This is a genomic window from Streptomyces sp. NPDC057010, from assembly GCF_042673805.1.
In the GTDB taxonomy this organism is placed as follows: domain Bacteria; phylum Actinomycetota; class Actinomycetes; order Streptomycetales; family Streptomycetaceae; genus Streptomyces.
In genome coordinates this window covers 25,255-50,286 of sequence record NZ_JBHUSC010000050.1, presented here as the reverse complement: position 1 = coordinate 50,286, position 25,032 = coordinate 25,255, and the positions used below count along the sequence as shown (strand labels likewise).

The 25,032-nt window shown below is 71.5% G+C and carries 22 protein-coding genes and 2 tRNA genes; 21 read left to right on the top strand and 3 right to left on the bottom strand.

All coding sequences use genetic code 11. The features are described 5' to 3' along the window. The 6 genes from ACFTXQ_RS29790 to galE form a co-directional block, all read left to right on the top strand. Positions 1 to 3,279: ribonuclease E/G (locus ACFTXQ_RS29790; RefSeq protein WP_382646484.1), on the top strand; the 3,279-nt coding region annotated here is incomplete at its 5' end. 281 nt (positions 3,280 to 3,560) lie between these two features. Next, positions 3,561 to 3,881 carry a 50S ribosomal protein L21 gene (rplU, locus tag ACFTXQ_RS29785; RefSeq protein WP_015033583.1) on the top strand — a complete coding sequence of 107 codons (321 nt, stop codon included), beginning with the start codon at positions 3,561 to 3,563 and terminating at the stop codon, positions 3,879 to 3,881. Between the two features lie 13 nt (positions 3,882 to 3,894). Further along, entirely contained in the window at positions 3,895 to 4,149 is a 255-nt protein-coding gene (gene rpmA / locus ACFTXQ_RS29780; RefSeq protein WP_226732937.1) for a 50S ribosomal protein L27, read from the top strand. A gap of 167 nt (positions 4,150 to 4,316) precedes the next feature. Then, complete coding sequence (gene obgE / locus ACFTXQ_RS29775) at positions 4,317 to 5,762, top strand: GTPase ObgE (RefSeq protein WP_382646481.1); 1,446 nt, start codon at positions 4,317 to 4,319, stop codon at positions 5,760 to 5,762. Between the two features lie 67 nt (positions 5,763 to 5,829). Next, a complete protein-coding gene (locus ACFTXQ_RS29770) occupies positions 5,830 to 7,449 on the top strand; it encodes a glycosyltransferase family 2 protein (RefSeq protein ID WP_382646478.1) in 1,620 nt (539 codons plus the stop codon). Positions 7,450 to 7,494: 45 nt separating this feature from the next. Then, positions 7,495 to 8,508 carry a UDP-glucose 4-epimerase GalE gene (gene galE, locus ACFTXQ_RS29765; RefSeq protein WP_382646477.1) on the top strand — a complete coding sequence of 338 codons (1,014 nt, stop codon included), beginning with the start codon at positions 7,495 to 7,497 and terminating at the stop codon, positions 8,506 to 8,508. A gap of 76 nt (positions 8,509 to 8,584) precedes the next feature. Here the strand turns inward: galE and ACFTXQ_RS29760 are convergent, their stop codons facing one another. Both ACFTXQ_RS29760 and ACFTXQ_RS29755 read right to left on the bottom strand, forming a co-directional pair. Beyond that, positions 8,585 to 9,757, bottom strand: coding sequence for a glycosyltransferase (locus ACFTXQ_RS29760; RefSeq protein ID WP_382646474.1), 1,173 nt, complete (start codon positions 9,755 to 9,757; stop codon positions 8,585 to 8,587). Next, positions 9,754 to 12,624 carry a CDP-glycerol glycerophosphotransferase family protein gene (locus tag ACFTXQ_RS29755; RefSeq protein ID WP_382646472.1) on the bottom strand — a complete coding sequence of 957 codons (2,871 nt, stop codon included), beginning with the start codon at positions 12,622 to 12,624 and terminating at the stop codon, positions 9,754 to 9,756. Before ACFTXQ_RS29755 ends, ACFTXQ_RS29760 begins: the two co-directional genes overlap by 4 nt. A gap of 167 nt (positions 12,625 to 12,791) precedes the next feature. Here ACFTXQ_RS29755 and ACFTXQ_RS29750 point away from each other — a divergent pair, with 167 nt between their 5' ends. The 7 genes from ACFTXQ_RS29750 to ACFTXQ_RS29720 all read left to right on the top strand — a co-directional run bounded on the left by ACFTXQ_RS29750 (position 12,792) and on the right by ACFTXQ_RS29720 (position 19,207). Beyond that, positions 12,792 to 13,799 (top strand): glycosyltransferase family 2 protein, encoded by a 1,008-nt coding sequence (locus tag ACFTXQ_RS29750; RefSeq protein ID WP_382646469.1) that lies wholly within the window; start codon positions 12,792 to 12,794, stop codon positions 13,797 to 13,799. Next, a complete protein-coding gene (locus ACFTXQ_RS29745; RefSeq protein WP_382646466.1) occupies positions 13,796 to 14,224 on the top strand; it encodes a GtrA family protein in 429 nt (142 codons plus the stop codon). The genes ACFTXQ_RS29750 and ACFTXQ_RS29745 overlap by 4 nt, the downstream gene beginning before the upstream one ends. Before the next feature lie 77 nt (positions 14,225 to 14,301). Beyond that, positions 14,302 to 15,429, top strand: coding sequence for a glutamate 5-kinase (proB, locus tag ACFTXQ_RS29740; RefSeq protein ID WP_382646463.1), 1,128 nt, complete (start codon positions 14,302 to 14,304; stop codon positions 15,427 to 15,429). Between the two features lie 34 nt (positions 15,430 to 15,463). Next, positions 15,464 to 15,928: a hypothetical protein gene (locus ACFTXQ_RS29735; RefSeq protein WP_382646490.1), complete on the top strand. Its 465-nt coding sequence runs from the start codon at positions 15,464 to 15,466 to the stop codon at positions 15,926 to 15,928. Positions 15,929 to 16,083: 155 nt separating this feature from the next. Beyond that, positions 16,084 to 17,361: a glutamate-5-semialdehyde dehydrogenase gene (locus ACFTXQ_RS29730; RefSeq protein ID WP_382646459.1), complete on the top strand. Its 1,278-nt coding sequence runs from the start codon at positions 16,084 to 16,086 to the stop codon at positions 17,359 to 17,361. Between the two features lie 77 nt (positions 17,362 to 17,438). Beyond that, positions 17,439 to 17,990: a hypothetical protein gene (locus ACFTXQ_RS29725; protein WP_382646456.1), complete on the top strand. Its 552-nt coding sequence runs from the start codon at positions 17,439 to 17,441 to the stop codon at positions 17,988 to 17,990. 68 nt (positions 17,991 to 18,058) lie between these two features. Further along, a complete protein-coding gene (locus ACFTXQ_RS29720; RefSeq protein ID WP_382646453.1) occupies positions 18,059 to 19,207 on the top strand; it encodes a hypothetical protein in 1,149 nt (382 codons plus the stop codon). Here the strand turns inward: ACFTXQ_RS29720 and ACFTXQ_RS29715 are convergent. Further along, on the bottom strand, positions 19,191 to 20,303 hold the full coding sequence (locus tag ACFTXQ_RS29715) for a M48 family metallopeptidase (RefSeq protein ID WP_382646450.1): 1,113 nt from the start codon (positions 20,301 to 20,303) through the stop codon (positions 19,191 to 19,193). The genes ACFTXQ_RS29720 and ACFTXQ_RS29715 overlap by 17 nt on opposite strands. Before the next feature lie 139 nt (positions 20,304 to 20,442). On the opposite strand from ACFTXQ_RS29715, the gene ACFTXQ_RS29710 reads away from it, so the two are divergent. The 8 genes from ACFTXQ_RS29710 to ACFTXQ_RS29675 all read left to right on the top strand — a co-directional run bounded on the left by ACFTXQ_RS29710 (position 20,443) and on the right by ACFTXQ_RS29675 (position 24,943). After that, complete coding sequence (locus ACFTXQ_RS29710; RefSeq protein WP_382646447.1) at positions 20,443 to 20,610, top strand: hypothetical protein; 168 nt, start codon at positions 20,443 to 20,445, stop codon at positions 20,608 to 20,610. A gap of 51 nt (positions 20,611 to 20,661) precedes the next feature. Then, on the top strand, positions 20,662 to 21,279 hold the full coding sequence (nadD, locus tag ACFTXQ_RS29705; RefSeq protein WP_382646444.1) for a nicotinate-nucleotide adenylyltransferase: 618 nt from the start codon (positions 20,662 to 20,664) through the stop codon (positions 21,277 to 21,279). A gap of 25 nt (positions 21,280 to 21,304) precedes the next feature. Next, positions 21,305 to 22,957 (top strand): LCP family protein, encoded by a 1,653-nt coding sequence (locus ACFTXQ_RS29700; RefSeq protein WP_382646441.1) that lies wholly within the window; start codon positions 21,305 to 21,307, stop codon positions 22,955 to 22,957. Positions 22,958 to 23,076: 119 nt separating this feature from the next. After that, complete coding sequence (gene rsfS / locus ACFTXQ_RS29695) at positions 23,077 to 23,523, top strand: ribosome silencing factor (protein ID WP_328925687.1); 447 nt, start codon at positions 23,077 to 23,079, stop codon at positions 23,521 to 23,523. Then, positions 23,520 to 24,176 carry a histidine phosphatase family protein gene (locus ACFTXQ_RS29690; RefSeq protein WP_382646487.1) on the top strand — a complete coding sequence of 219 codons (657 nt, stop codon included), beginning with the start codon at positions 23,520 to 23,522 and terminating at the stop codon, positions 24,174 to 24,176. The genes rsfS and ACFTXQ_RS29690 overlap by 4 nt, the downstream gene beginning before the upstream one ends. A 113-nt stretch (positions 24,177 to 24,289) precedes the next feature. Continuing rightward, a tRNA-Ala gene (locus tag ACFTXQ_RS29685) sits at positions 24,290 to 24,362 on the top strand. 143 nt (positions 24,363 to 24,505) lie between these two features. Next, entirely contained in the window at positions 24,506 to 24,739 is a 234-nt protein-coding gene (locus ACFTXQ_RS29680) for a hypothetical protein (RefSeq protein WP_382646438.1), read from the top strand. 131 nt (positions 24,740 to 24,870) lie between these two features. Beyond that, positions 24,871 to 24,943 (top strand) — tRNA-Ala (locus ACFTXQ_RS29675). Positions 24,944 to 25,032: the final 89 nt, after the last annotated feature.

Sequence of the window (25,032 nt, the reverse complement as noted above, 5' to 3'; positions counted from 1 at the left end):
GCCCCCGAGGCCGAGGAGGCCGCCGAGGTGGAAGAGGCCCCCAAGGCCGCCGCCGCCCGGACCTTCACCGTCGCCGACGCGCTGGACTCCCCGAAGCGCGGCGGCCGCCGCCGCGCCACCCGGTCCTCCGCCCCGGCCGCCCCCGCCGCTGCGGCCGCCCCCGCGCAGCCCGCCGCCGAGGCGGAGGAGCCCGCCGCTCCGGCCCGTGGCCGTCGCGCCGTGCGTCCCGCCGTGCCCACCTTCCAGGCCCCGGTCTTCGCCGAGCCGATGTTCCAGACCCCCGAGACCGCCGCGATGGCCGCCCTGGCCGCGCGCGCCGCCGCCCCGGCCGATGAGGCCGAGGAGGAGGAAGAGCTCGAGACCGAGGCCGAGGCCGTCCAGGCCCCCGCCCCGCAGCCGGCCGGCCGCCGCCGTCGCCGTGGCCGCGGCGTCGCCGAGGCCGCCCCGGCGGCTCCGGCCGCCGAGTCCGCGCCGGTCTCCCTCCCCGAGGTGCTCGCCGAGGAGGAGCCGGAGGCCGAGGCCGCCGAGCTGGAGGAGCCCGACACGTTCGAAGAGGGCGAAGAGGGTGACGAGTCGGGCGAGCGCCCCTCGCGCCGCCGCCGTCGCGGTGGCCGTCGCCGCCGCCGTGGCGAGGCCGCCGACCTCGACGAGTCCGCCGAGGAGGAGGCCGCCGCCGAGGCCGCCGAGCAGGAGGCCGAAGAGGAGGAGGAAGAGGAGGCCGAAGAGGCCCTCGGTTCCACCTCCAGCCGTCGTCGCCGTCGCCGTCGCCGCCGCAGCGGTGAGCCCGCCGACGTCACCGCCGAGGCCGCGGGCGAGGAGGACGGCGTACGCACCGTCGTCAAGGTCCGCGAGCCGCGCCCGGCCCGTGAGAAGGCCGAGCCGTCCGACGAGGTCCAGTCCATCAAGGGCTCGACCCGTCTGGAGGCGAAGAAGCAGCGCCGCCGCGAGGGCCGCGAGCAGGGCCGCCGCCGCGTCCCGATCATCACGGAGGCCGAGTTCCTGGCCCGCCGTGAGGCCGTCGAGCGCGTGATGGTCGTCCGCCAGTCCGGTGAGCGCACCCAGATCGGCGTCCTCGAGGACAACGTGCTCGTCGAGCACTACGTCAACAAGGAAGAGGCCACCTCGTACGTCGGCAACGTCTACCTGGGCAAGGTCCAGAACGTGCTGCCGTCGATGGAGGCCGCCTTCATCGACATCGGCAAGGGCCGCAACGCGGTCCTGTACGCCGGTGAGGTCAACTTCGAGGCGCTCGGCATGGCCAACGGGCCGCGCCGCATCGAGTCCGCCCTGAAGTCCGGCCAGTCGGTCCTGGTGCAGGTCACCAAGGACCCGATCGGCCACAAGGGTGCCCGCCTGACCTCGCAGGTCTCACTGCCCGGCCGCTACCTGGTCTACGTGCCCGAGGGCTCGATGACCGGTATCAGCCGCAAGCTGCCCGACACCGAGCGCGCGCGCCTGAAGACCATCCTCAAGAAGATCGTTCCCGAGGACGCGGGCGTCATCGTGCGCACCGCCGCCGAGGGCGCGAGCGAGGACGAGCTGCGCCGTGACGTCGAGCGTCTGCAGGCCCAGTGGGAGGACATCCAGAAGAAGTCGAAGCAGATCACGACCTCTTCGCCGTCCCTCCTGTACGGCGAGCCGGACATGACCGTCCGCGTCGTGCGCGACATCTTCAACGAGGACTTCTCGAAGGTCATCGTCAGCGGCGACCAGGCGTGGGAGACCATCCACGGCTACGTGTCCCACGTGGCCCCGGACCTGGCCGACCGGCTGTCCCGCTGGACCTCCGAGGTCGACGTCTTCGCGACGTACCGGATCGACGAGCAGCTCGCCAAGGCGCTCGACCGCAAGGTGTGGCTGCCCTCGGGCGGCTCGCTTGTGATCGACAAGACCGAGGCGATGATCGTCATCGACGTCAACACCGGCAAGTTCACCGGTCAGGGCGGCAACCTCGAGGAGACCGTCACCAGGAACAACCTGGAGGCGGCCGAGGAGATCGTGCGCCAGCTGCGGCTGCGCGACCTGGGCGGCATCGTCGTCATCGACTTCATCGACATGGTCCTGGAGTCCAACCGCGACCTGGTGCTGCGGCGCATGCTGGAGTGCCTGGGCCGCGACCGGACGAAGCACCAGGTGGCCGAGGTCACCTCCCTGGGCCTGGTCCAGATGACCCGCAAGCGGGTGGGCCAGGGTCTGCTGGAGTCCTTCTCCGAGACCTGTGTCCACTGCAACGGCCGCGGTGTCATCGTGCACATGGAGACCCCGACCGCGGTCGGCGGCAACGGCAAGCGCGCCAAGCGCCGCGCCGGCAAGGCCGAGTTCGACCAGCACGAGCACGAGATCGAGACGGTCGAGGCCGAGGCCTTCGAGTCCGAGGCGGAGGTGGCCGCCGAGGCCGCCGCGCCGCGGGCGCTGCCCGAGCCCGAGTTCGTCGCGGACGAGGAGCTGTACAGCAGCCCGGCCGAGGCGGAGGCCGCCGCGGGTCTGAGCGGCCGCCGCAACCGCCGCCGGGCCACCCGCAAGGCGACCGCTCCGGCGGGCGCCCCGCGCGGTGGTACCGCTGCGGCGCAGGCACCGGCCCCCGTCGCCGAGGTCGTCGCCGAGCCGGTCACCGAGCCGGCCGACACCGTCCTGGAGCCGGCCGCCGAGGTCGTCGCCGAGGCCGTGGAGGCCGCGGAGACGGTCGAGGCCGCCCCGGTCGAGGAGGCCGCGCCCAAGGGCCGTACCCGTCGCCGCGCGACCCGTAAGGCCACCGCCCCGGCGGGTGCCCCGGCCCCCGCGGCCGAGGTGGCCCCGGAGCCGGAGCCGGTCGTGGAGCCCGAGCCGGAGGCCGAGCCGGTCGCCGTGGCGGCCGAGCCCGTCGCCGAGCCCGAGCCCGAGCCCGTGGCCGAGGCCCCCGTGGCGGAGGCCGCGCCGGCCCGTCCGCGCCGGCGTGCCACCCGTAAGGCCACCGCACCGGCCGGTTCCCCGGCGGGCGCGGCCGAGGCCGCCGTCGTGGTCGTGGAGTCCCCCGCGGCCGAGCCGGTGGCCGCGGCGGAAGCCGAGGAGGCCCCGGTCGAGGAAGCCGCTCCGGCGAAGAAGGCCGCCCGCAAGGCCCCGGCCAAGAAGGCGACCGCGGCGAAGAAGGCCACCACCGCCAAGAAGGCGACGGCGGCCAAGAAGACCGTGGCCAAGAAGGCGGCCACGACCAAGAAGACCGCGGCGAAGCGGGCGACGAAGAAGACCGCGGCGGCGGAGCAGCAGACGCTCCCGTCCGTCTCGGCTCCGACCGAAGCCTGATCCGCCACATGACCGTGGGCCCCGCCGCGAGGTGGGGCCCACGGCCTTGCGGGGCCCGGTTTGACCCTCCGGAACCAGCCCCGTAACCTAGACCGTCGGCGTGTCTTGAACGATTACCCGTTCAGCGTGCGTCGCGCTCCTGAGCACCTTCCTCCCGCATCGTCCGCGCAAGCGGCCGGGTCACGGGAGAGGCCGCTCGTCCATTCCGGATCAGCGTGGGTTCACACCCGCCTGAGCGGCTGGCTTCAGGAGCATCCGTCCCGAGTGAGAGAGAGATCCGCGTGTACGCCATCGTGCGCAGCGGTGGTCGCCAGCACAAGGTTGCTGTTGGTGACATCGTTGAGGTTGACAAGATTTCCACTGCCAAGGTTGGCGACACGGTCGAGCTCTCGACCCTGCTCGTTGTCGACGGCGACGCCGTGACCAGCGACCCGTGGGTCCTGGCGGGCATCAAGGTCACGGCCGAGGTCGTGGACCACCACAAGGGCGCCAAGATCGACATCCTGCGCTACAAGAACAAGACCGGCTACCGCCGTCGCCAGGGTCACCGCCAGCAGTACACGGCGATCAAGGTCACCGGTATCCCCGCGGCTGCGAAGTAAGAGGGACTGAGACATGGCACACAAGAAGGGCGCATCGTCCACCCGGAACGGGCGCGACTCCAATGCCCAGCGGCTCGGCGTGAAGCGCTTCGGCGGTCAGGTCGTTTCCGCCGGCGAGATCCTCGTCCGCCAGCGCGGCACCCACTTCCACCCGGGTGCGGGTGTCGGTCGTGGTGGCGACGACACGCTGTTCGCGCTGCAGGCCGGTTCGGTCCAGTTCGGCACGCACCGCGGCCGCAAGGTCGTCAACATCGTTCCGGCCGCCTGATCCAGCTTCGGCTGATCGCGCGTACGTAACTTCCCGAGGGCGGATCTCAGCTCTTCCCGGCGCGAGCCGGGAAGAGAGGTCCGCCCTCGGCGCGTTGTCACATAGACACGTTTAATGGGCAGCAAGGTCTGCCCGGGACATTCCCGTATGTATCTGGAGGAACACCCATGACCACCTTCGTGGACCGCGTCGAGCTGCACGTCGCCGCGGGTAACGGGGGCCACGGCTGCGCCTCCGTTCACCGGGAGAAGTTCAAGCCGCTGGGCGGCCCCGACGGCGGCAACGGCGGCCGTGGCGGCGATGTGATCCTGGTGGTGGAGCAGGCGATCACCACCCTGCTGGACTACCACCACAGCCCGCACCGCAAGGCCACCAACGGCAAGCCCGGCGAGGGCGGCAACCGCTCCGGCAAGGACGGCCAGGACCTGATCCTGCCCGTGCCGGACGGCACCGTCGTCCTCGACAAGGAGGGCAACGTCCTCGCCGACCTCGTCGGCCAGGGCACCACCTACGTCGCCGCCGAGGGCGGCCGCGGCGGCCTCGGCAACGCCGCGCTCGCATCGGCCCGCCGCAAGGCCCCCGGCTTCGCGCTCCTCGGCGTCCCCGGCACCACCGGCGACATCATCCTGGAGCTCAAGACCGTCGCCGACGTGGCGCTGGTCGGCTTCCCGAGCGCCGGCAAGTCCTCGCTGATCTCGGTGCTCTCCGCCGCCAAGCCGAAGATCGCGGACTACCCCTTCACCACCCTCGTGCCGAACCTGGGCGTCGTCACCGCCGGTTCCACCGTCTACACGATCGCCGACGTCCCGGGCCTGATCCCGGGCGCCAGCCAGGGCAAGGGCCTGGGCCTGGAGTTCCTGCGCCACGTCGAGCGCTGCTCGGTCCTCGTGCACGTACTGGACACGGCCACCCTGGAGTCCGACCGCGACCCGGTCGCCGACCTCGACGTCATCGAGGAAGAGCTCAAGATCTACGGCGGCGGCCTGGAGAAGCGCCCGCGCCTCGTCGTCCTGAACAAGGTCGACATCCCGGACGGCCAGGACCTCGCCGAGATGGTCCGCCCCGACCTGGAGGCCCGCGGCTACAAGGTCTTCGAGGTCTCCGCGGTCGCCCGTACGGGCCTCAAGGAGCTCTCGTACTTCCTCGCCGAGATCGTCGCCAAGGCGCGCGCCCGCAAGCCGAAGCAGGAGGCGACCCGTATCGTCATCCGCCCGAAGGCCGTGGACGACGCCGGCTTCACCGTCGCCTACGACGAGGCCGAGGACGTCTACGTGGTGCGCGGCGAGAAGCCGGAGCGCTGGGTCCGCCAGACCGACTTCAACAACGACGAGGCCGTGGGCTACCTCGCCGACCGCCTCAACCGTCTGGGTGTCGAGGACGCGCTGAAGAAGGCCGGCGCCCGCGCCGGTGACGGCGTGGCCATCGGCTCCGACGAGAACGCGGTCGTCTTCGACTGGGAGCCGACCATGATGGCCGGCGCCGAGATGCTGGGCCGCCGCGGCGAGGACCACCGCATGGAGGCTCCGCGTCCGGCCACGCAGCGCCGCAAGGAGAAGGAAGCCCGGCGCGGGGACTCGGCGCAGCAGGAGTACGACGAGTTCCGGCCGTTCTGATCTGCCCTTTTTGGAATGGTGGGCGGCCTTGAAGTGATGTTTACCCGGGTCGCCTAATATCCACCGGGTGAGCAGCGCAAACCCTCCTCCCACCGTCTCCGTCGTGGTGATCGCGTACAACGACGCCGGGCTCGTGGGCGAGGCCGTTACCTCGGCCCTCGCCCAGGGCCCGGTCGTCGCCGAGGTCATCGCGGTGAACGACGCCTCGTCCGACGGCACCGCGCAGGTGCTGGACGAGCTGGCCGCGGTACACCCCCGCCTCAAGGTCGTGCACCGCACGGAGAACAGCGGCGGGTGCGGCACTCCGCGCAACGACGGCATCGCGGCCGCCTCCTCCCCGTACGTCCTCTTCCTCGACAGTGACGACGTCCTGCCGCCGGGGGCGGCCGAGGCCCTGGTGCGCGCCGCCGAGGAGCACCGCGCGCCGGTCACCGTCGGCGCGTGCGTGCGGCGCGAGCTGCCGCTGTACCACGACGTGCCGTGGGTCCCGGGGCTCTACACCCCGGGCGAGGTGATCGAGCGGCCCGCGGACCGGCCGGAGCTGGTCCGCGACACGCTCTGCGTCAACAAGCTGTACGACCGCTCCTTCCTGGAAAAGCATTCGATCCGCTTTCCCGACGGACGGTTCATCTACGAGGACTTCGTCTTCACCTCGCGGGTCCTGGCCGCAGCCCCGCGCATCGCGGTGATCGGCGACCTCGTCTACGTCTGGCACGTGCGCCGCGACGCCGCCCAGGTGTCGATCTCCCTGGACCGCAAGGACGTGGGGAACTGGCGCGCCCGTATCGAGGCCCACCGCACCGCCTCGCGGATCCTCGCCGCCGCCTCCCCGGAGCTGGGCCGTGCCTGCCAGGTGAAGTTCCTGGAGTACGACCTGCGCATGTACCTGCGGGAGCTCGGCAAGGACCCCGGCTACCAGGCCGCCTGGTGGACGCTGACCCGCGAGTACCTCGACACCTTCGAGGGGGCCGCCGTCGAGGCCGCCGCCCCGCACGCCCGCTGGATCGTCCGCGTGCTGCGCGCCACCGCGACCCCGCCCGCCGACGTGGAGCGGCTGAGCAGCTTCGCGGCGGAGCCGCCGCGCCTGCTGCCCCCGTACGCGGCCACCGCCGACGGGGTGCCGGTGTGGAGCGAGGAGCTGCCGGTCGAGCTGGACGGGCTGCGCGACATCCCGACCGCCTCCCTGCCGGTCACCATAGACGCCGAACCCGCCGGCAACGCCGCCCTCCGGCTGCGCCTGCACGACCTCTACGGGCGGCTGGCCGCGGCCGGCCCGCGCACCGCGCAGCTGCGCTTCCTGCCCCGCGCCGGAGGGGATCCCGTACTGGCCCAGCCGGTCGCGCTTTCACCGGACGAGCACGGCTGCTGGACGGCCGTGCTGCCCTTCCGCCTCGCCGACCTGGCCGCCACCGGCCGCCGGCTGGGCCTGCGCAGGCTCCAGGCATGGCACGTCGGGGTGGTCGTGGAGTGCGAGGACGGGAGCTCCCTGCTCACTTCTCTGCGCCCCCGGGGCGGCCTGCTGCGCCGCCGCGCCCTGCCGAGCAGCCGGTACGGTGTCCTGCTGACGCAGCCGTACCGCACGGGTTCCGGTTCGCTGGCCCTGCGCCTCGCGCCGGGTGCCGCGGGCGCCCTCTACCTCGTACGGAACAGACTTGACCGGGCCAAGGCGGGCTGCGCCACTCGCTGACGGGCTTCAGCGACAGAACCGACGGACAGGATCGAGGAGTTACACATGACCTTTCTGATCACCGGTGGCGCCGGATACATCGGCGCGCACGTCGTCCGCGCGATGCTCCTCGCGGGGCAGAAGGTCGTCGTGTTCGACGACCTCTCCACGGGCAGGGAGGAGCGCGTCCCGGAGGGCGTCCCGCTGGTGACCGCCTCGGTGCTGGACCGGCTCGCCCTGGACGAGGCCATCGCCGAGCACAAGATCACGGGCGTGGTGCACCTCGCGGGCAAGAAGCAGGTCGGCGAGTCCGTCGAGAAGCCGCTGCACTACTACCACGAAAACGTGTACGGCCTCACGGTCCTGCTCCAGGCCGTGGCCGCCGCCGGCATCCGCAACTTCCTGTTCTCCTCCTCCGCCTCCGTCTACGGCATGCCCGACGTGGACCTGGTGACCGAGGACACCCCGTGCGCGCCGCTGAGCCCCTACGGCGAGACCAAGCTGGCCGGCGAGTGGCTGGTGCGCGCCGCCGGCAGGGCGCACGGCATCTCCACCGCCTGCCTGCGCTACTTCAACGTGGCGGGCGCCGCGACCCCCGAGCTGGCGGACACCGGCGTCTTCAACCTGGTCCCGATGGTCTTCGAGCGCTACGACGCCGGCCAGGGCGCCACGATCTTCGGCGACGACTACCCGACCCCGGACGGCACCTGCGTCCGCGACTACATCCACGTCGAGGACCTCGCGGAGGCCCACGTGACGGCCGCCCGCAAGCTCGCCGAGTGGGCCGCGGCCGGGGACTACAAGGACCTCACCGTCAACATCGGGCGAGGCGAAGGCGTTTCCGTCGCCGAGATGGTCGACCTGCTGAACGAGGGAACCGGGCACACCTACGCGCCGGTGATCAGGCCGCGCCGCCCCGGCGACCCGGCGAAGGTCGTGGCCTCGGCCGACAGGATCACCCGCGAGCTGGGCTGGAAGGCCCGGCACGACGTCCGCGAGATGGTCACCTCCGCCTGGGCGGGCTGGGAGGCCAACAAGGCCGCCCGCCGCGACGCGCACAAGGACGTCCACCGGACCTGACGCCCCGCCGTCAACGAAGCCGCCCGCCCCGGATCCATCCGGGGCGGGCGGCTTCGTCGTACGGCGCTCCGGGCGGTCAGCGCTCCAGGAAGGAGAACAGCGACTCCCACCGGTCGGTGATCTCGGCGCTGGAGTACCGCTTCACCGTCCGGAAGGCGGTGTCGCCGAGCCGGTCGCGCAGCTCACGGTCCGACATGAGCGCGTCCAGGTGCGAGGCGAGCTCCATCGTGTTGCCCAGCCGCGCCAGCAGCCCGTCCTCGCCGTGCGTCACGATCTCCCGTACGCCCGGCGCGCAGTCGAAGGCGGCCACCGGCAGGCCCGCCGCCATCGCCTCCAGCAGCGTGATCGGGAACCCTTCGGCCCGCGAGGCCTGGGCGAAGACCGAGGCCCCGCGCAGCGCGCCCAGCACGTCGCCGGTGCTGCCCATCCACTCCACGGAGTCGTCCAGCCCCAGCGAGGTGCAGTGCGCCCGCAGCGTCGGCTCCTCCACGCCCGCCCCGTAGATCCGCAGGACCCAGTCGGGGTGGTGGGGAACGGCGTCCGCCCAGGCGTCGAGGAGCAGGTCGACGCCCTTCTCGAAGGCGAGGCGGCCGACGCTGGCGACGACCTTCCCGGCGCGCGGGGCAGGGGAGTCCGGCATGAAGGGCAGCGGGTTCGGCATGCTCCCGACGTTCTCCATGCCCGCCCGGATCCACAGGTCCGCGTCCTCGGCGGTCAGCACCAGCAGCCGGTCCACCTCGGAGTAGTGGCGCCGGACCCGGTCGCCGCGGGTGGACTTCCGGCTGGCCTCGAAGGACTCGTGGCTCATGCCGATGACGGTGAGCCCCTTGGTGTCGGCGAGCGCCACCCACTCCATCGCCCAGACCTGCGTGACGATCACGACGGAGCCCGGGCCCGCGCCGCGGAACAGCTCGTTCAGCTTCTCCGCCTTGGCGCGCATCCCCGCCCGCCGGGCCGCCTGGCGGCGCCGCTCGGGTGCGTTCAGCCGGCCCTTGATGCCGCGCAGCCGGCGGGCCGCCGGCGGGTGGGCGTCGTAGAGCGTGGTCACCCCGTAGGGGAGGTCCTGCGGCAGCTCCTGGCGGATCTCCTCGGCGACCGGGGCGATGCCGACGATGTGCACCCGGTGGCCGCGGTCGGTGAACAGCCGGGCCATCTGGTGCGACCAGGTGGTCACGCCGCCGAGCTCGTCGACGTTGTTGGAGACGATGAAGATGTCACGGCCGCCCGGGGTGGCGGTCTGCTGGCTCACTTGCCGCTCCTGGTGAAGAACTTCTCGACGATCTGGCGGGCCGCGTCCCCGCGGTCGTACTCGCCGAACTCGGCGAGGAAGCGCTGGCGCGCCTCGGCGTACTTGGCGTCCGCCTCCTCGAAGGCGGCGAGCGCCTGGAAGAGCTCGTCCTCCGTGGCCACCACCGGCCCCGGGGCCTTGTCCTTCAGGTCGAAGTAGGTGCCGCGGATGTCGCCCGCGTACTTCTCGTAGTCGTACGCGAAGAACAGCATCGGCCGGTCCATGACCGCGTAGTCGAACATCACGGACGAGTAGTCGGTGATCAGACCGTCGGCGAGGGCCAGCAGCGGGGTGATGTCGTGGTGCCGGGACACGTCGATGACGCGGCCCGCGACCGACGGCGGCAGCGAGACGCTGTTGAGGTAGTGGGTGCGCACCAGCAGCGTGAAGCGGTCGCCGAGCCGGTCCGCGAACTCCTCGACGTCGAAGGGGAAGGTGAAGCCCTCGACCGAGCCGTCCGCGGCGGCCCGGAAGGTCGGCGCGTAGAGCAGCACCTTCTTCTCCGGGTCGATGCCGAGCTCGGCCGCCAGCGGGCCGCGGACCCGCTCGCCGCTCTGGGCCTCGCTCCGCTGCGCCTCGACCAGGGCGTCGTTGCGCGGGTAGCCCGTGCGCAGCAGCACCTCGTCGCGCAGCCGGAAGCCCTTGGCGAGGGTGCGGGTGTCGTGCTCGGAGCGGATCAGGAAGTGGTCGAAGCGGTCGACGGCCGCCTGGAAGCGGTCCTGGCCCGCGCGGCCCTGCGCCTTGGTGCGGGGCTCGTGGAAGCCCATCCGCTTGAGCGCCGAGCCGTGCCAGGTCTGGATGTACGTGGTCCCCGGGCGCTTGGCGAGGGCCAGCGGGAAGCCCTGGTTGTCGACCCAGAACTCGGCCTGGGCCAGCGCGCGCAGGTAGGCCCAGCCCCAGCGCCGCACCAGCGTGGCCTCCTTGGGGAAGCCGGTGGGCTTGGCGCCCGCGTACGACCAGATCGCCTCGAAGGGCACGCCCTGGCGCACCATCTCCTCGTAGATCGCCTTCGGGCTGTCGCTGTACTGCTTGCCCATGTGGCTCTCGAAGACGACCGTGCCCTTCTTGATCGGCAGCTTCGAGAAGACCTCGTGGTAGACCTTCACCTTCTGCTCGCCGGAGCCCATGTTCCGGCGGGCCCGCAGGGCCTTGCGCAGGCCCCGCTTGACCACGTTGGCCGCCTTGCCGTGTATGGCGTTGTTGATCAGGTTCTGCGTGCGGACGGTGGCGGCGCCCTCGGCGGTCAGGACGTAGGAGAGGTTGCCCTTCTTGGTCATCTCCGGCTCGAAGCGGTCGGAGACGAGGCGGGTCAGCCGCGGCCGCACGCGCAGCCGGGCCGCCGACTCCAGGTCGACCGCGCCGACCGAGACGCGGGTGGTGACCTTGTCGCTCCCGGCGGTCAGCTTCAGCCGGACGTCCCAGACGGCGTCGATGATGCCGAGGGGGCGGACGGTCCCGCCGACGTCGGCCGTGCCGGTCCACTCGATCGTGTCACCGGCGTGCCGGACGGTTGCCACCGGGAAGCTGAACGAGCGCACGCCGATCTGACGGCGGGCCCGGAACTCCAGGGAGGCCTTCAGCTCCGCGTCGGCCGGGATCCGGCCGAGCGGGTTCACGACGGCGCCGGACAGGGTGACGGTGCCGCGCCCGTCGTCCTCGTAGGAGGTGAGCCGGTTGCCGAGCTGGAGGGAGCCGAGCGGGGTGGTGTGGAAGCCCTGCTCCGTGACGTCCAGTATCCGGCGGGCCTCGGCGTCGTCGAGGTGCGCGGAGCACCAGTAGACGCGCCCGTCGCGCTCGGCCAGCGGCGAGGAGAGCCGGCCCTTGTTGGTCATGGCGTCGGCGGCCGGGAGCAGGTTGTCCCAGTCCTCCTTGCCCAGCAGGTAGGCGCAGATCGCCTGGAGGTACGTGACGTTCTCGTACGCGGCCGGATCGATCCCGGCGAGGTAGCCGTTGGCGAGGCGGGCGAACTCCTGGCGGTACGCGTCGCCCAGCAGGGGCAGGTCGCGCAGGTGCAGCACCAGGTCGTGCTTGAGGAACTTGGCGTCCTTCGCGGACTTGATGTCCGTGTGGCCGTTGGCCGCCAGCAGCTCGTCGACGCGGCGGTGGATCTCCATCCGGTGGACGAAGTTCGCGATCTCGTGGCGCCGGTTGCTGATCGACTTCGACGCGGCCTTCTCGACCACGTTCCAGAAGTAGACGTGGTTGGGGATCAGCGTGATGCGGCGGGCGGCCACGTACGCCTGGGCGGAGAACAGCAGGTCCTCGTAGTGGATCCCGACCGGGAACTCCAGGCCCTGCTCCAGCAGGAACGCGCGCCGGTAGCACTTGTTCGTGGAGAGGGTGTCGTAGACCAGCAGGTCGGGGAACTCGGTGATCGACTCCAGGGTGCGCGTGCGGGAGTAGATCCACGGGTACCACTCGGTGGTCTTGCCCCACCGGTTGTCGAGGTGCACGCGTACGCACATGCCCGAGACCAGGTCGGAGCCGGTGCGCTCGGCGGCGTCCAGCATGTTGCGGCAGGCGTTTCGTTCCAGCACGTCGTCGCTGTCCAGGAACATGACGTAGGTGCCGGTGGCCTGCCGGATGCCGTGGTTGCGGGGCGCACCGCAGCCGCCGCTGTTCTCAGGCAGCTGGAACGCGCGCACTCTCCCCGGATGCGAGGCCTCCAGTTCCTGGGCGACCGCGTACGAGCGGTCCTGGCTGCAGTCGTCGACGATCACGACCTCGACCCCGTGCAGGGTCTGGTCCAAAACCGACTGGACTGCTGTCGACAGACGCTCTGCGTCGTTGTAGACGATGACGACCACGGAGACGTCAGGCACGTGCACCTCGATCCCTTCGCTGCATTCCGCTTATCTCGCTCAACCCGTCAAAGCTACCGTGTGCCGCACTCGACTCGGGCAGGCCGACCGGCGGCGTGCATACTTCTAAGGAAGAGGTGTGTGGCGGGTCCGGTCGCCGATAATCACCCGTTCGGACCCAGCAGGAAGTGTTCATGACGAAGCTGTCCGTAGTTGTCCCTTGCTACAACGAAGAAGCGGTCATCGACAGCTTCGACGTGGAGATCCGGAGGGTTCTGGACGCTCTCCCCGTCGAGTACGAGGTCTGCTACGTCGACGACGGGAGCCGCGACGGCACCCTCGACAAGCTCCGGAAGATCGCGGCCGCGCACGCCGAGCAGACGCGGTACGTCTCCTTCAGCCGCAATTTCGGCAAGGAGGCCGGCATGCTCGCGGGCCTCCGCGAGACCACCGGCGACGCCGTGGTGATCATGGACGCCGACCTCCAGCACCCGCCGGAGCTCATCGCGACCATGCTCGACTACCACCGGCAGGGCCACGACCAGATCATCGCCCGCCGCACCCGCGAGGGCGACAAGAAGGTCCGCTCCGCCCTCAGCCGCCTCTACTACCGCGGTGTGAACCGCTGGGTCGACGTCGAGCTCACCGACGGGGTCGGCGACTTCCGCCTCCTCTCGCGCCCGGCCGTGGACGCGCTGCTGTCGCTGCCGGAGTACAACCGCTTCTCCAAGGGCCTGTTCTCCTGGATCGGCTTCGACACCGTCCACTTCGACTACCGCAACGCCCAGCGCGAGGCCGGCGAGACGAAGTGGAAGTTCGGCTCGCTGCTGAACTACGCCATGGACGGCCTGATCTCCTTCAACAACAAGCCGCTGCGGGTCGGGATCTGGATCGGCGTGTCGCTGGTCGCCCTGACCGGCCTGTACGCGCTGTGGATCACGATCACGGCGATGACCAACGGCATCGACTCGCCGGGCTACGTCACCCTCGTGGCGTTGATCGCCGGCATCGGCGGCGTTCAGATGATCATGCTGGGTCTGATCGGCGAGTACATCGGCCGCATCTACTACGAGACCAAGCGCCGGCCGCACTTCCTGGTGAAGGAATCGCACGGCGCGGCCCCGCTCCCGCGGACCGCGAAGGACGAGCGGACAGCGGACCCGGCGATCGCCGAGCGCAGCGGGCAGGGCAGCGCCCGATGAGCCGCAGGGAACAGCTCGGCCAGGTCTTCCGCTTCGGCCTCGTGGGCGGGGTCAATACCGCCACCTTCTTCGGTCTCTACCTGCTCCTGCACCCGTGGATGCCGTACTTCGCCGCCTACTCGCTCGCCTTCGTGCTGGCGATGGTCGGCTCCTTCTTCATGAACACCTACTTCACCTACCGGACCCGGCCGACCTGGAAGAAGTTCTTCCTGTTCCCGCTGACGAACATCACGAACTACGTGATCCAGTCGGTCGGCCTGTACGCCCTGGTGACGTGGGCCGGGATGGACACCCGGATCGCTCCGCTGGTCGCGGCGATCGTGGCCATCCCGTTCACCTTCCTGCTCTCCCGCAAGATCCTCGTCCCGGGCGCCGCCCGCGCCGAGGAGCCGCAGCACGCCGAGGCCGGGTCGTCCAGGGGCTGAAACCCCCGGGCGGCCGCCGCGCCCCACCCCGTAGATTGAGACGGCAGGCAATCCGGCGAGGGGCAAGGGGACAAGACGTGTCAGCGGCTAGGCAAGGTGTCGTGGACGCCCGCAGGATCGTGGTCAAGGTCGGCTCCTCCTCCCTGACCACCGCGGCCGGCGGCCTCGACGCCGACCGGGTGGACGCGCTGGTCGACGTCCTGGCCAAGGCCCGCAGCGGCGGCGAGAAGGAGATCGTCCTCGTCTCCAGCGGAGCCATCGCCGCCGGGCTGTCCCCGCTCGGCCTGCGCCGCCGTCCCAAGGACCTGGCCCGCCAGCAGGCCGCCGCCAGCGTCGGCCAGGGGCTGCTCGTCGCCCGCTACACCGCCTCCTTCGCCCGCTACGGCATCCGCGTCGGCCAGGTGCTGCTCACCACCGACGACACCAGCCGCCGGGCCCACTACCGCAACGCGTACCGCACCCTGGACCAGCTGCTGGCCATGGGCGCGCTGCCCGTCGTGAACGAGAACGACACCGTCGCCACCGACGAGATCCGCTTCGGCGACAACGACCGGCTCGCCGCGCTGGTCGCCCACCTCGTCCGCGCGGACCTCCTCGTGCTGCTGTCGGACGTGGACGGCCTCTACGACGGCGACCCCTCGCAGCCCGGCACCACCCGCATCGACGAGGTCCGCGGCCCCGAGGACATCGCGCACGTCTCCATCGGCAGCGCGGGCAAGGCGGGCGTGGGCACCGGCGGCATGGTCACCAAGGTCGAGGCGGCGCGGATCGCGGCCGCCGCCGGGATCCCGGTGGTGCTCACCTCCGCGAGCCAGGCCGCCGACGCGCTGGCCGGGCGCGCCACGGGCACGCACTTCCACGCGACGGGCCGCCGCTCGGCGGACCGGCTGCTGTGGCTCCAGCACGCCTCCACCCCGCAGGGGCACCTCGTACTCGACGAGGGCGCGGTCCGCGCGGTCACCGAGCGCGGCAGCTCGCTCCTCGCGGCCGGCATCGCGGCGGTCGAAGGCGAGTTCACCGCGGGCGACCCGGTGGAACTGCGCGACACCTCGGGCCGGGCGGTGGCGCGCGGCCTGGTCAACTTCGACGCCAAGGAACTGCCGCAGCTCCTCGGCCGCTCCACCCGAGAGCTCGCCCGGGAACTCGGACCCGCGTACGAGCGGGAGGTCATCCACCGGGACGATCTGGTCCTGCTCCAGGGCTGAGGTTCGGCAAAACCGCCGCGCGGCGGGCCGGGGACTGGTCAACTGTGAGGGGCGGGCGGACACGCGCAGCGGAGACAGGAGGCGACTGGTGAGACGAGCGCTGACCAGCGTCGGGCCGGGGGACGGTGACGGCGGCGGAGACGAGCGGGACCAGACCTCCCGCCTCTGGCACGTGACCCTGAGCGTCTCCGGCAAGCCGGCGCCGCTCGCCGAGGTCCGGCGGGGGCTGGAACAACTGGCCCACGACCACCCCTTCCTGCTGACCAGCCGGTACGCCGACGACCACGCGGAGATCCGCTACTGGGAGGAGGCCCGCGACCTCCACGACGCGGCGGCCGTCGCCCTGCGCCTCTGGGGCGAACACCGCTCCTCGGCGCAGCTCCCGCCCTGGGAGATCGTCGGCCTGGAGGTCATCGACCGGGCCACCTACCACCAGCGCGTGGCAGAGGGCTACGGCCCGCCCCCGGCCCACCCGGTGGGCGTCCACCCGTACCAATAGCCTCGCCGGCGTTTGAGGATCGGGTCCGGGCGGAGCCCGGGGAACGGTGGAAGGGCGGGTAGGGGACGGGCTCCGCGCAGCGGCAGGCCCACGGGAGCCATCTCGCGGGGTGAAACCCCATCGGTCGGGGCCCGGCCGGGGATTACCCTGGCGGCATGACCTCGCTGGATGCCACCACCTCACCCGTCCTCGCCACCGCGGCAGCGGCCCGCACCGCGGCCGCCGCCATCGCCCCCCTCCCGCGCTCCGCCAAGGACACGGCCCTGCTGGCGATCGCCGACGCGCTGGAGGCCCGTACGGCCGAGATCATCGAGGCCAACGCCGTGGACACGGCCAAGGCCAGGGCGGCCGGCACCAGCGAGACTGTCATCGACCGCCTCACCCTCACCCGCGAGCGCGTCGCCGCCATCGCCTCCGACGTACGGGACGTCGCCGCCCTCCCCGACCCCGTCGGCGAGGTCGTCCGCGGCAACACCCTCCCCAACGGCATCGACATCCGGCAGATCCGCGTCCCCCTCGGCGTCGTCGGCATCATCTACGAGGCCCGCCCCAACGTCACCGTCGACGCAGCCGCCCTCTGCCTCAAGTCCGGCAACGCCGTCCTCCTCCGCGGCAGCTCCTCCGCCTACGCCTCCAACACCGCGCTCGTGGCCATCCTGCGGGACGCCGTCCAGAGCGCCGGCCTGCCCGCCGACGCGGTCCAGCTCGTCCCCGGCGAGTCCCGCGACTCCGTCCGCGAGCTGATGCGCGCCCGCGGCCTCGTCGACGTGCTCATCCCGCGCGGCGGCGCCTCCCTCATCAAGACCGTGGTCGAGGAGTCCACCGTTCCGGTCATCGAGACCGGTACCGGCAACTGCCACGTCTACGTCGACGCCCAGGCCGACCTGGACATGGCCGTGGACATCCTCGTCAACTCCAAGGCCCAGCGGCCGTCCGTCTGCAACTCCGCCGAGACCCTCCTCGTGCACCGCGACATCGCCGACGCCTTCCTGCCGCGCGCCCTCGACGCCCTCGCCGACGCCGGCGTGACCGTCCACGGCGACGCCCGGGTCCTGGCCGCCGCCGAGGGCACCAAGGCCACCGCGCTGCCGGCCACCGACGAGGACTGGGCCGCCGAGTACCTCTCCTACGACATCGCCGCCGGTGTCGTGGACTCCCTCGACGACGCCGTCGCCCACATCCGCCGCTGGACCTCCGGCCACACCGAGGCGATCGTCACCACCTCGCAGGCCGCCGCCCGCCGCTTCACCCAGCTGGTCGACTCGACCACGGTCGCCGTGAATGCGTCCACCCGGTTCACCGACGGTGGCCAGTTCGGCTTCGGCGCCGAGATCGGAATCTCCACGCAGAAGCTGCACGCCCGGGGCCCGATGGGCCTGCCCGAGCTGACCTCCACCAAGTACATCGTCACGGGCGACGGTCACACCCGGTAGTCGCAGACCGAACGCGGTGTGGCCGGATTTCGGCTCACACCCTGCCCAAAGCAGCCCCCCAGGTCTAGGCTGGTCCTGTGCCGGACGACGTGGGGGGCAAGTTCCCGGACGACGGGGAGCCCGACGACGACCGCGGAGGCGCGGACAAGGACTTCGCCTCCGTGGTGTTCGACGAGGACTTCGTCCGGAACGCCGAGATCCATGAACCGAGCGCCGCCGAGCGCCAGCGGGCGGCCGACCGGGCACGCGCCGAGGCCGAAGCGGCCCGCGCCGTCGCCGGCGGCTGGACCGGCGACGACGACTACGACAGCTACGGTTACGGCCACCCCGACGGGTACGGCCCCGACGGCCACGGCTGGGACGACGACCGCGGCCACGGCCACGGCGACGGTCCCTACGGGGCCTACGGCGGCAGCCTGCGCCCCTACCGCGGCCGCTCGCCCTGGCTGCGTCCCGTCGCCTGGGTGCTCGCCTTCGTGATGGGCCTCGGCATGGTCGCGCTCGCCTTCAGCGCCGTCTACCGCAGCGCCGCACGCGAGGCGGACCCCGCCCCCGCGCCCGCCAGCACCCCCCTCGGGGAAGTCACCGGCGCCGGCGCGTTTACGTACCCCTCCGGCCGCCAACCCTGAAGGTACGACCCCACTCGCATACGCCGGAGCTGGGGGCTTCTCTGAAGCGGGGACAGCGGGGAGAAGCGATGGCCGTTCCAGGAGATCCGCCCAACGGCACCCCCGATGGCATCGGAGAGGGTGACGACGAATTCCGCTCGGACGAGTTCCGGTCGGTGGTGTTCGACGAGGACTTCGTCCGCGCTGCCCGGCTCCAGGAGTACTCCGCGCAGGAGCGCATGGGCGAGCACGCCCGTGCCGTCCGCAGCCGGTCCATCTGGGCCTCCGGCGGCGGCTCCGCCTCCCGTACGGGCACCCCTGGCCGGGGCGCCCGCCAGGGCATGCTGCTCGTCCTGCTCATCGCCACGGCCTTCGCCGCCGCCGTCTACATGGGGCTGCGCAACCCCTACGTCCCCCCGCCGAGCGGACCCGCCCAGCCCCTCGCCAGCACCGTCGTGCCGCTCGCGCCGGCCGCCGCCGTCCCCGGCGGGCGGCCCGCCGACCTGTACGCGGCGAGCCCGGCCGCCGACTACCGCGTCGGGGCCGCCGGGATCACCCTGCCCGCCGTGCGCCGCACGCACCACTTCACCGAGAGCCAGATCGTCACCGCGCTGTCCATCGCCAAGGACTACCTCGTGCAGTCCTCCCTGGACCCCGACGTCCTGGCCGGCACCGCCTCCCGGCCCGTGCGGGTCCTGCTCGACCCCGACCAGCTGGCGCAGTTCGACCGCAGCATGAGCACCCCCCTCGGCGACGGCAGGCACGCGGCCACCGGCTGGCTGATCCGCTTCGACCAGGGCACCGCAGTCCTCGCCGACTCCCGGGTCCGGGTGAACGGCACCCTCGCCTTCGAGGAGGTCACCCCGGACGTGCTGGAGGTGATCACCGACCACACCTTCGTCTACGCGGTGCGCCCGGCCACCGGAGCCCCCGCCGCGGCCGACGGGGCCTCGCTCTTCACCGTCCGCCGCGAGCTGAAGCTCCGCTTCGACCGCGAGGACCTCACCGCCCGGCGGGCCGAGGTGGCCACGGCCTACGTGATGGCCGGGCCGCAGGACTGCTCCACCGACCCGGCCGGGAGCTTCCGCCCGGTGCTGGCCGGAGCCGGCCCGACCACGGTGGGCCCGGCCGCGAGCGACCCGTACGCCAGCGGCCACCCGCGGCGCACGGCCGGACTGTGCGGGGTCCTGGCCCAGCCCACGGCCCCGGCGGCCGACCCGGTCAGCCCTGCTCCGTAGTCCCGCCCGTGCCCCCGCCCGGGGTCTTGCCGCCGGTCTCCGAGCCGCCGCCCCCGGTGGAGCCCGCGCCGGTACCGGTACCGGTGAACTTGTCGCGGAGCCTGCCGCCCAGGTCGCCCGCACCGCCGGCGATGTCGCCCACCAGCTTCATCAGCGGATCCTTGCTGGTCCGGACCGAATCCGCGTAGTGCGCGGCGGACTGCCGGAAGGAGTCGGTCACCGAGGTGTCCTTGTCCTCATCGCGCCGCGGGTAGTGGCCGTCCATGATCCGCTGGAAGTCGCGGCTCTCCGACCACTTCTTCAGTTCGGCCGCCCGCACCGTGGTGAAGGGGTGCGTCCGGGGCAGGACGTTGAGGATCTTCAGCACGGAGTCGCGCAGATCACCGCTCGACTCGTACTCCTCGGCCTGGGCCAGGAAGGCGTCGACGTTCATCTCGTGGAGGTGGTTGCCGCCCGCGATCTTCATCAGCCCCCGCATCGAGGCCTGCAGGTCCTGACCCACCAGCAGCCCGGCCCGGTCCGCCGACAGCTCCGACTTGCGGAACCACTCCCGCAGGGCCGTCACGATCGCGGTGATCGCCACGTTGCCCAGCGGGATCCACGCCACCTTCAGCGCCAGGTTCGTCAGGAACAGCAGCACCGTGCGGTACACCGAGTGCCCCGACAGCGCGTGGCCCACCTCGTGGCCCACCACCGCCCGCATCTCCTCCTCGTCGAGCAGCTCGACCAGGGCCGTGGTCACCACGATGATCGGCTCGTCCAGACCGATGCACATGGCATTGGGCTTCGGGTCCTGCTGCACGTACATCTGCGGGACCTTCTCCAGGTCCAGGATGTAGCAGGCGTCGCGGAGCATCGCGTACAGGTGCGGGAACTGCGTCTCGCCCACCCGGACCGAGTCCGACAGGAACAGCAGGCGCAGGCTGCGCTCCGGGAGCAGTCCGCTCAGGGCCTTGAAGGCGGTGTCGAAGCCGCTCAGCTTGCGCAGCGCGACCAGCGCGGAGCGGTCCGCCGGATGCTCGTACGCGCGCGAGGAAATACCGGGGAACCTCCTGCGGTCCCGCGCCGGCGTCTTCTCGAACCCTGTATCCGTCATAGCGCCCTCCCCTGGATCTGCCTGACTGCTCTGCGTCTATCCTCTCCAACGCCTGAGTCGGCGCGAGCGTGCCCCAGGCCCCCGCATACGATGTGAGCGAAGTCTCCGTCCGCTCCCCGACTCGATAGGTACCTGCCTGATGAGCCTCTCCTCCACCGCCCACAACCTGGTCGTCCTCGCCTCGGAGGGGGCCGAGCAGCACGGCGGCAACCACGACAGCCTCAACCCCTACCTGACCGGCGGCGGCGCGCTCTTCATCCTCTGCCTCATGCTGTGGATCACCACGCGCCTGAACCGTGACCGCTAGGCCCCGTCCGCCAGCAGTGCACGCGGCACCGGGCCAGTAGGCTCTGCGCTCATGGGAGAGCAGGAAGTGCCTACCGGCCCGGTCAAGCGCCGGCTCGGCGTGATGGGCGGGACGTTCGATCCGATCCACCACGGACACCTGGTGGCCGCCAGCGAGGTCGCCGCCCTTTTCCACCTCGACGAGGTGGTGTTCGTACCGACCGGCGAGCCGTGGCAGAAGTCGCAACGGGCCGTGTCGCCCGCCGAGGACCGCTACCTGATGACGGTCATCGCCACGGCGTCGAACCCGCAGTTCTCGGTCAGCCGCATCGACATCGACCGCGGCGGGCCGACGTACACGATCGACACCCTGCGGGACCTGAAGGCGCTGAACGACGACGCCGACCTGTTCTTCATCACCGGTGCCGACGCGCTCGCCCAGATCCTGACCTGGCGGAACGCCGACGAGCTCTTCTCGCTCGCCCACTTCATCGGAGTCACCCGGCCGGGCCACGTGCTCACCGACGACGGCCTGCCCAAGGGCGGGGTGTCCCTGGTCGAGGTGCCCGCGCTGGCGATTTCCTCCACGGACTGCCGCGCACGGGTCGCCGAGGGGGACCCTGTCTGGTACTTGGTGCCGGACGGCGTGGTGCGCTACATCGACAAGCGTGAGCTGTACCGAGGAGCCTGAGCTTCCGGAAGAGAGGGGCCCCGCGGTGAACGACCGACAGGATCCGTACGACCGGTACGACCCGTACGCAGCCCACGAGCAGCAGCTCATCGGCTACGACGCGTACGGGCGGCCGGTGTACGGCCAGGTGCCCGCGCAGTCCGCCCCCCAGTACGAGCAGCCGTACGCGCAGACGTACGAGCCGCAGCAGCCGTACGGCTACGACCAGCAGCAGCAGTACTACGCCCCGCAGCCCTCCGCCCAGGAGCACGGGCAGCAGGAGTACTCCCAGTCGCCCTCCTACGGGTACGACACGCAGCAGACCCAGCAGTGGATCCCGCAGCAGACCGCCCCGGAGCCGCAGCCCGAGCCGCAGCCCGAGCGGCAGCAGCCCCGGCCCGCCGCGGCGCAGGTCCCCGAGCCGCGCAAGGCGCCCGACTACCGCACCGAGCAGTTCTCCTTCATCGAGGAGCCGGACGAGGACTCCGAGGACGTCATCGACTGGCTCAAGTTCACCGAGAGCCGGACCGAACGCCGCGAGGAGGCCCGCCGCCGCGGCCGCAACCGCGTGGTCGCGCTGATCGTCGTCCTCGTCCTGTTCGTCGTCGGCGGCCTCGGCTACCTCTGGTACGCGGGCAAGCTGCCGTTCCTCGACGGCCCGGGGGAGAACAAGCCCGGAGCGGCCGCCGACGCCGGGGCCCAGAAGCGCGACATGATCGTCGTCCACCTGCACAACACCAAGAAGGGCGGCACCTCCTCCGCGCTGCTCGTCGACAACGTCACCGCGAAGCAGGGCGCCACCGTCCTGCTGCCCAACACCCTCGGCGTCCCCGCCGCGGACGGCACCACCACCGGCCTCGGCAAGGCGGTGGAGGAAGGCGGCCTCGGCACCCGCGAGTCCCTCGACTCGGTGCTCGGCACCCGCATCGGCGGCACCTGGCGCCTGGACACCCCCTTCCTGGAGAACCTGGTCGAGCTGGTCGGCGGCATCGAGGTCGACACCGACACCGCCGTCCCGGCCGACGACGCGGCCAAGGCGCCGGCGGTGGGGCAGGGCCAGAAGCAGAGCCTGAGCGGCGCGATGGCCGTCGCCTACGCCACGTACAGGGCCCAGGGCGAACCGGAGGCCAAGCAGCTGGACCGCATGGGCAAGGTGCTCTACGCGGTCCTGCGCAAGGTGCCGGGCGACCCGAAGGCGGCCGCCCTCACGGTCGAGAGCATGGGCCAGATCCTGGACCCGGCCCTGAACGCGCAGACCCTCGGCGCGCTGCTGTCCCGCCTCGGCGCGCACGCCAAGGTGGGCGCGTACCGCACCGACGTCCTCACGGTGAAGCCGGACGGCACGCTGACGGACGACGCCACCCAGAAGGTGGTCAAGGAGGTCCTCGGCGGCTCGGTCGGCGCGGCGCAGCCCGGAGCCACCCCGCGCGTCGGCCTCAAGGACGCCACCGGCGACGAGAAGACGCAGGCCGCGGCCAAGGCGGCCCTGCTCAACGGCGGCTACACCTTCGTGGAGGGCGGCAAGGCCGACAAGACCGCCGCCACCTCGCAGATCACGTACCAGGACGACGCGCAGCGGGACCGGGCGATCGAGGTCGCCAAGACGCTGGGGCTGCCGGAGACGGTCGTGAAGAAGGGCGAGAACGCGGTGAACGCCGATGTCGTGGTGACGCTCGGCAAGGACTACAAGGCGTCCTGACCCGGCGGCGGCGCAGGCCGCAGGGGCGCCGTCGGCCGCGCGGAACGTTCCGCGCGGGCGGTGTCGGCGGTACATGAGACCCTTGTAAGGATCTGCCCGCCAACCCGAAAGCATGGCCAGTGACCGCCACGGACCGCTCCATCGAGCTCATCACCACCGCTGCCCAGGCAGCGGCCGACCGGCTCGCGCACGACATCATCGCGTACGACGTCAGCGACGTGCTGTCGATCACCGACGCCTTCCTGCTCGCCTCGGCGCCCAACGACCGCCAGGTCAAGTCGATCGTGGACGAGATCGAGGAGCGCCTGCTCAAGGAGCTCGGCGCCAAGCCGGTGCGCCGCGAGGGCGACCGAGACGCCCGCTGGATCCTGCTCGACTACGTCGACATCGTCGTCCACGTGCAGCACAGCGAGGAGCGGGTCTTCTACGCGCTGGAGCGCCTGTGGAAGGACTGCCCCGAGATCGAGCTGCCCGAGGACGCCAAGCTCACCATCGGCAAGGCCGAGGAGCACGCCAAGCTGCGCGAGGCGGCGGGCGACGACGACCTGGACGGTGATCTGTTCTGAGCACGACCACCGCGGGCAAGCCCGGCAGGAAGATCGTCCTCTGGCGGCACGGCCAGACCTCGTGGAACCTGGAGCGCCGCTTCCAGGGCTCCACGGACATCGAGCTGACCGAGACCGGTGTGGCGCAGGCGCGCCGCTCGGCGCGGCTGCTCGCCTCGCTGAAGCCGGACGCCATCGTCGCCTCCGACCTTCGGCGCGCCTCCGCCACGGCCGCCGAGCTGGCCGCGATCACGGGGCTGCCCGTGGCGCACGACGCGGCGCTGCGCGAGACCTACGCGGGCGAGTGGCAGGGCCTCACGCACGACGAGATCCTCGCGAAGTACGGCGAGCAGTACGCGGCGTGGAAGCGCGGCGAGCCGGTCCGCCGGGGCGGCGGCGAGCTGGAGACCGAGGTCGCCGACCGGGCGGCGCCGGTGGTGCTGGAGCACGCCGGCCGGCTGCCGGAGAGCGGCACGCTCGTCGTGGTCAGCCACGGCGGCACGATCCGTACGACCATCGGCCGCCTCCTGGGCCTGGAGTCGTACTACTGGGAGGGCCTGGGCGGGCTCTCCAACTGCTGCTGGTCCGTCCTCGGCGAGGGCGCGCGCGGCTGGCGCCTGCTGGAGCACAACGCCGGCACGCTGCCGGAACCGGTGCTCGGCGACGACGACTGAGGGCCTCCGCGGGCAGTCCCGGACCCGGATTTCACTTTCCGGCTGGTCACAGGCTAGAGTTCTTCTTGTTCGCAGCGAAGAACACCGGAAGCGGGGGGAACGCAGCGGAGAGCGGGGCTATAGCTCAGTTGGTAGAGCGCCTGCATGGCATGCAGGAGGTCAGGAGTTCAATTCTCCTTAGCTCCACAATCAGGATCCCGTCCCCAACAGGGGGCGGGATCCTTGCTTTTGTACCCTTTGCGATTGCTGACCGGGCGCGTACCGGCATGGCAGAATCGGACGGCCGGAGGGGGAGACGACGGCCCGATTCGGGAGGGAGTCGCTGACGGATGGGTGCACACCGGCGCCGGTGCGACTGGTGCAACAATGGCACGCCGATCGTGCGGGACATGGACCCGGTCAACGCCGACTATCAGTACTGGTGCGAGGAATGTGCGCGGGCGCTGATCATAAAAGGCGACCCGATCGAGACGTACCGCGAACTGGAGGGGGAGCCGATCTATGGCCGGCTCCTCGACGAACACTGCACGCTCAAGCGGTTCTACCAGTTCGCGAGAGCGTGACGAGATGGGTCAAATCGGGCATGGCTCGGGCTCGGCGGAAACCGATTTTTGGACCAGGGCCATGACCGTGTAATGTTTGGGACGTCGCCAAGGGGAACCGGCAAGGGAAACCGAAGCGGCAGGCAAGGCAAGGGGCTATAGCTCAGTTGGTAGAGCGCCTGCATGGCATGCAGGAGGTCAGGAGTTCAATTCTCCTTAGCTCCACAGTGAAGAAGCGGGCCACCCGGATCGGGTGGGCCGCGTCTCGTTGTGCCCCCCCCGCGGAGCGCGCGCCCGTCGGAACGGCCGAGCGT

Bases quoted from the DNA above. Each gene is read 5' to 3' on its own strand.
- rpmA (WP_226732937.1), top strand. From the start codon at position 3,895: ATGGCACACAAGAAGGGCGCATCGTCCACCCGGAACGGGCGCGACTCC.
- obgE (WP_382646481.1), top strand. From the start codon at position 4,317: ATGACCACCTTCGTGGACCGCGTCGAGCTGCACGTCGCCGCGGGTAAC.
- galE (WP_382646477.1), top strand. From the start codon at position 7,495: ATGACCTTTCTGATCACCGGTGGCGCCGGATACATCGGCGCGCACGTC.
- ACFTXQ_RS29750 (WP_382646469.1), top strand. From the start codon at position 12,792: ATGACGAAGCTGTCCGTAGTTGTCCCTTGCTACAACGAAGAAGCGGTC.
- ACFTXQ_RS29745 (WP_382646466.1), top strand. From the start codon at position 13,796: ATGAGCCGCAGGGAACAGCTCGGCCAGGTCTTCCGCTTCGGCCTCGTG.
- ACFTXQ_RS29730 (WP_382646459.1), top strand. From the start codon at position 16,084: ATGACCTCGCTGGATGCCACCACCTCACCCGTCCTCGCCACCGCGGCA.
- ACFTXQ_RS29720 (WP_382646453.1), top strand. From the start codon at position 18,059: ATGGCCGTTCCAGGAGATCCGCCCAACGGCACCCCCGATGGCATCGGA.
- ACFTXQ_RS29715 (WP_382646450.1), bottom strand. From the start codon at position 20,303: ATGACGGATACAGGGTTCGAGAAGACGCCGGCGCGGGACCGCAGGAGG.
- ACFTXQ_RS29710 (WP_382646447.1), top strand. From the start codon at position 20,443: ATGAGCCTCTCCTCCACCGCCCACAACCTGGTCGTCCTCGCCTCGGAG.
- nadD (WP_382646444.1), top strand. From the start codon at position 20,662: ATGGGAGAGCAGGAAGTGCCTACCGGCCCGGTCAAGCGCCGGCTCGGC.
- ACFTXQ_RS29680 (WP_382646438.1), top strand. From the start codon at position 24,506: ATGGGTGCACACCGGCGCCGGTGCGACTGGTGCAACAATGGCACGCCG.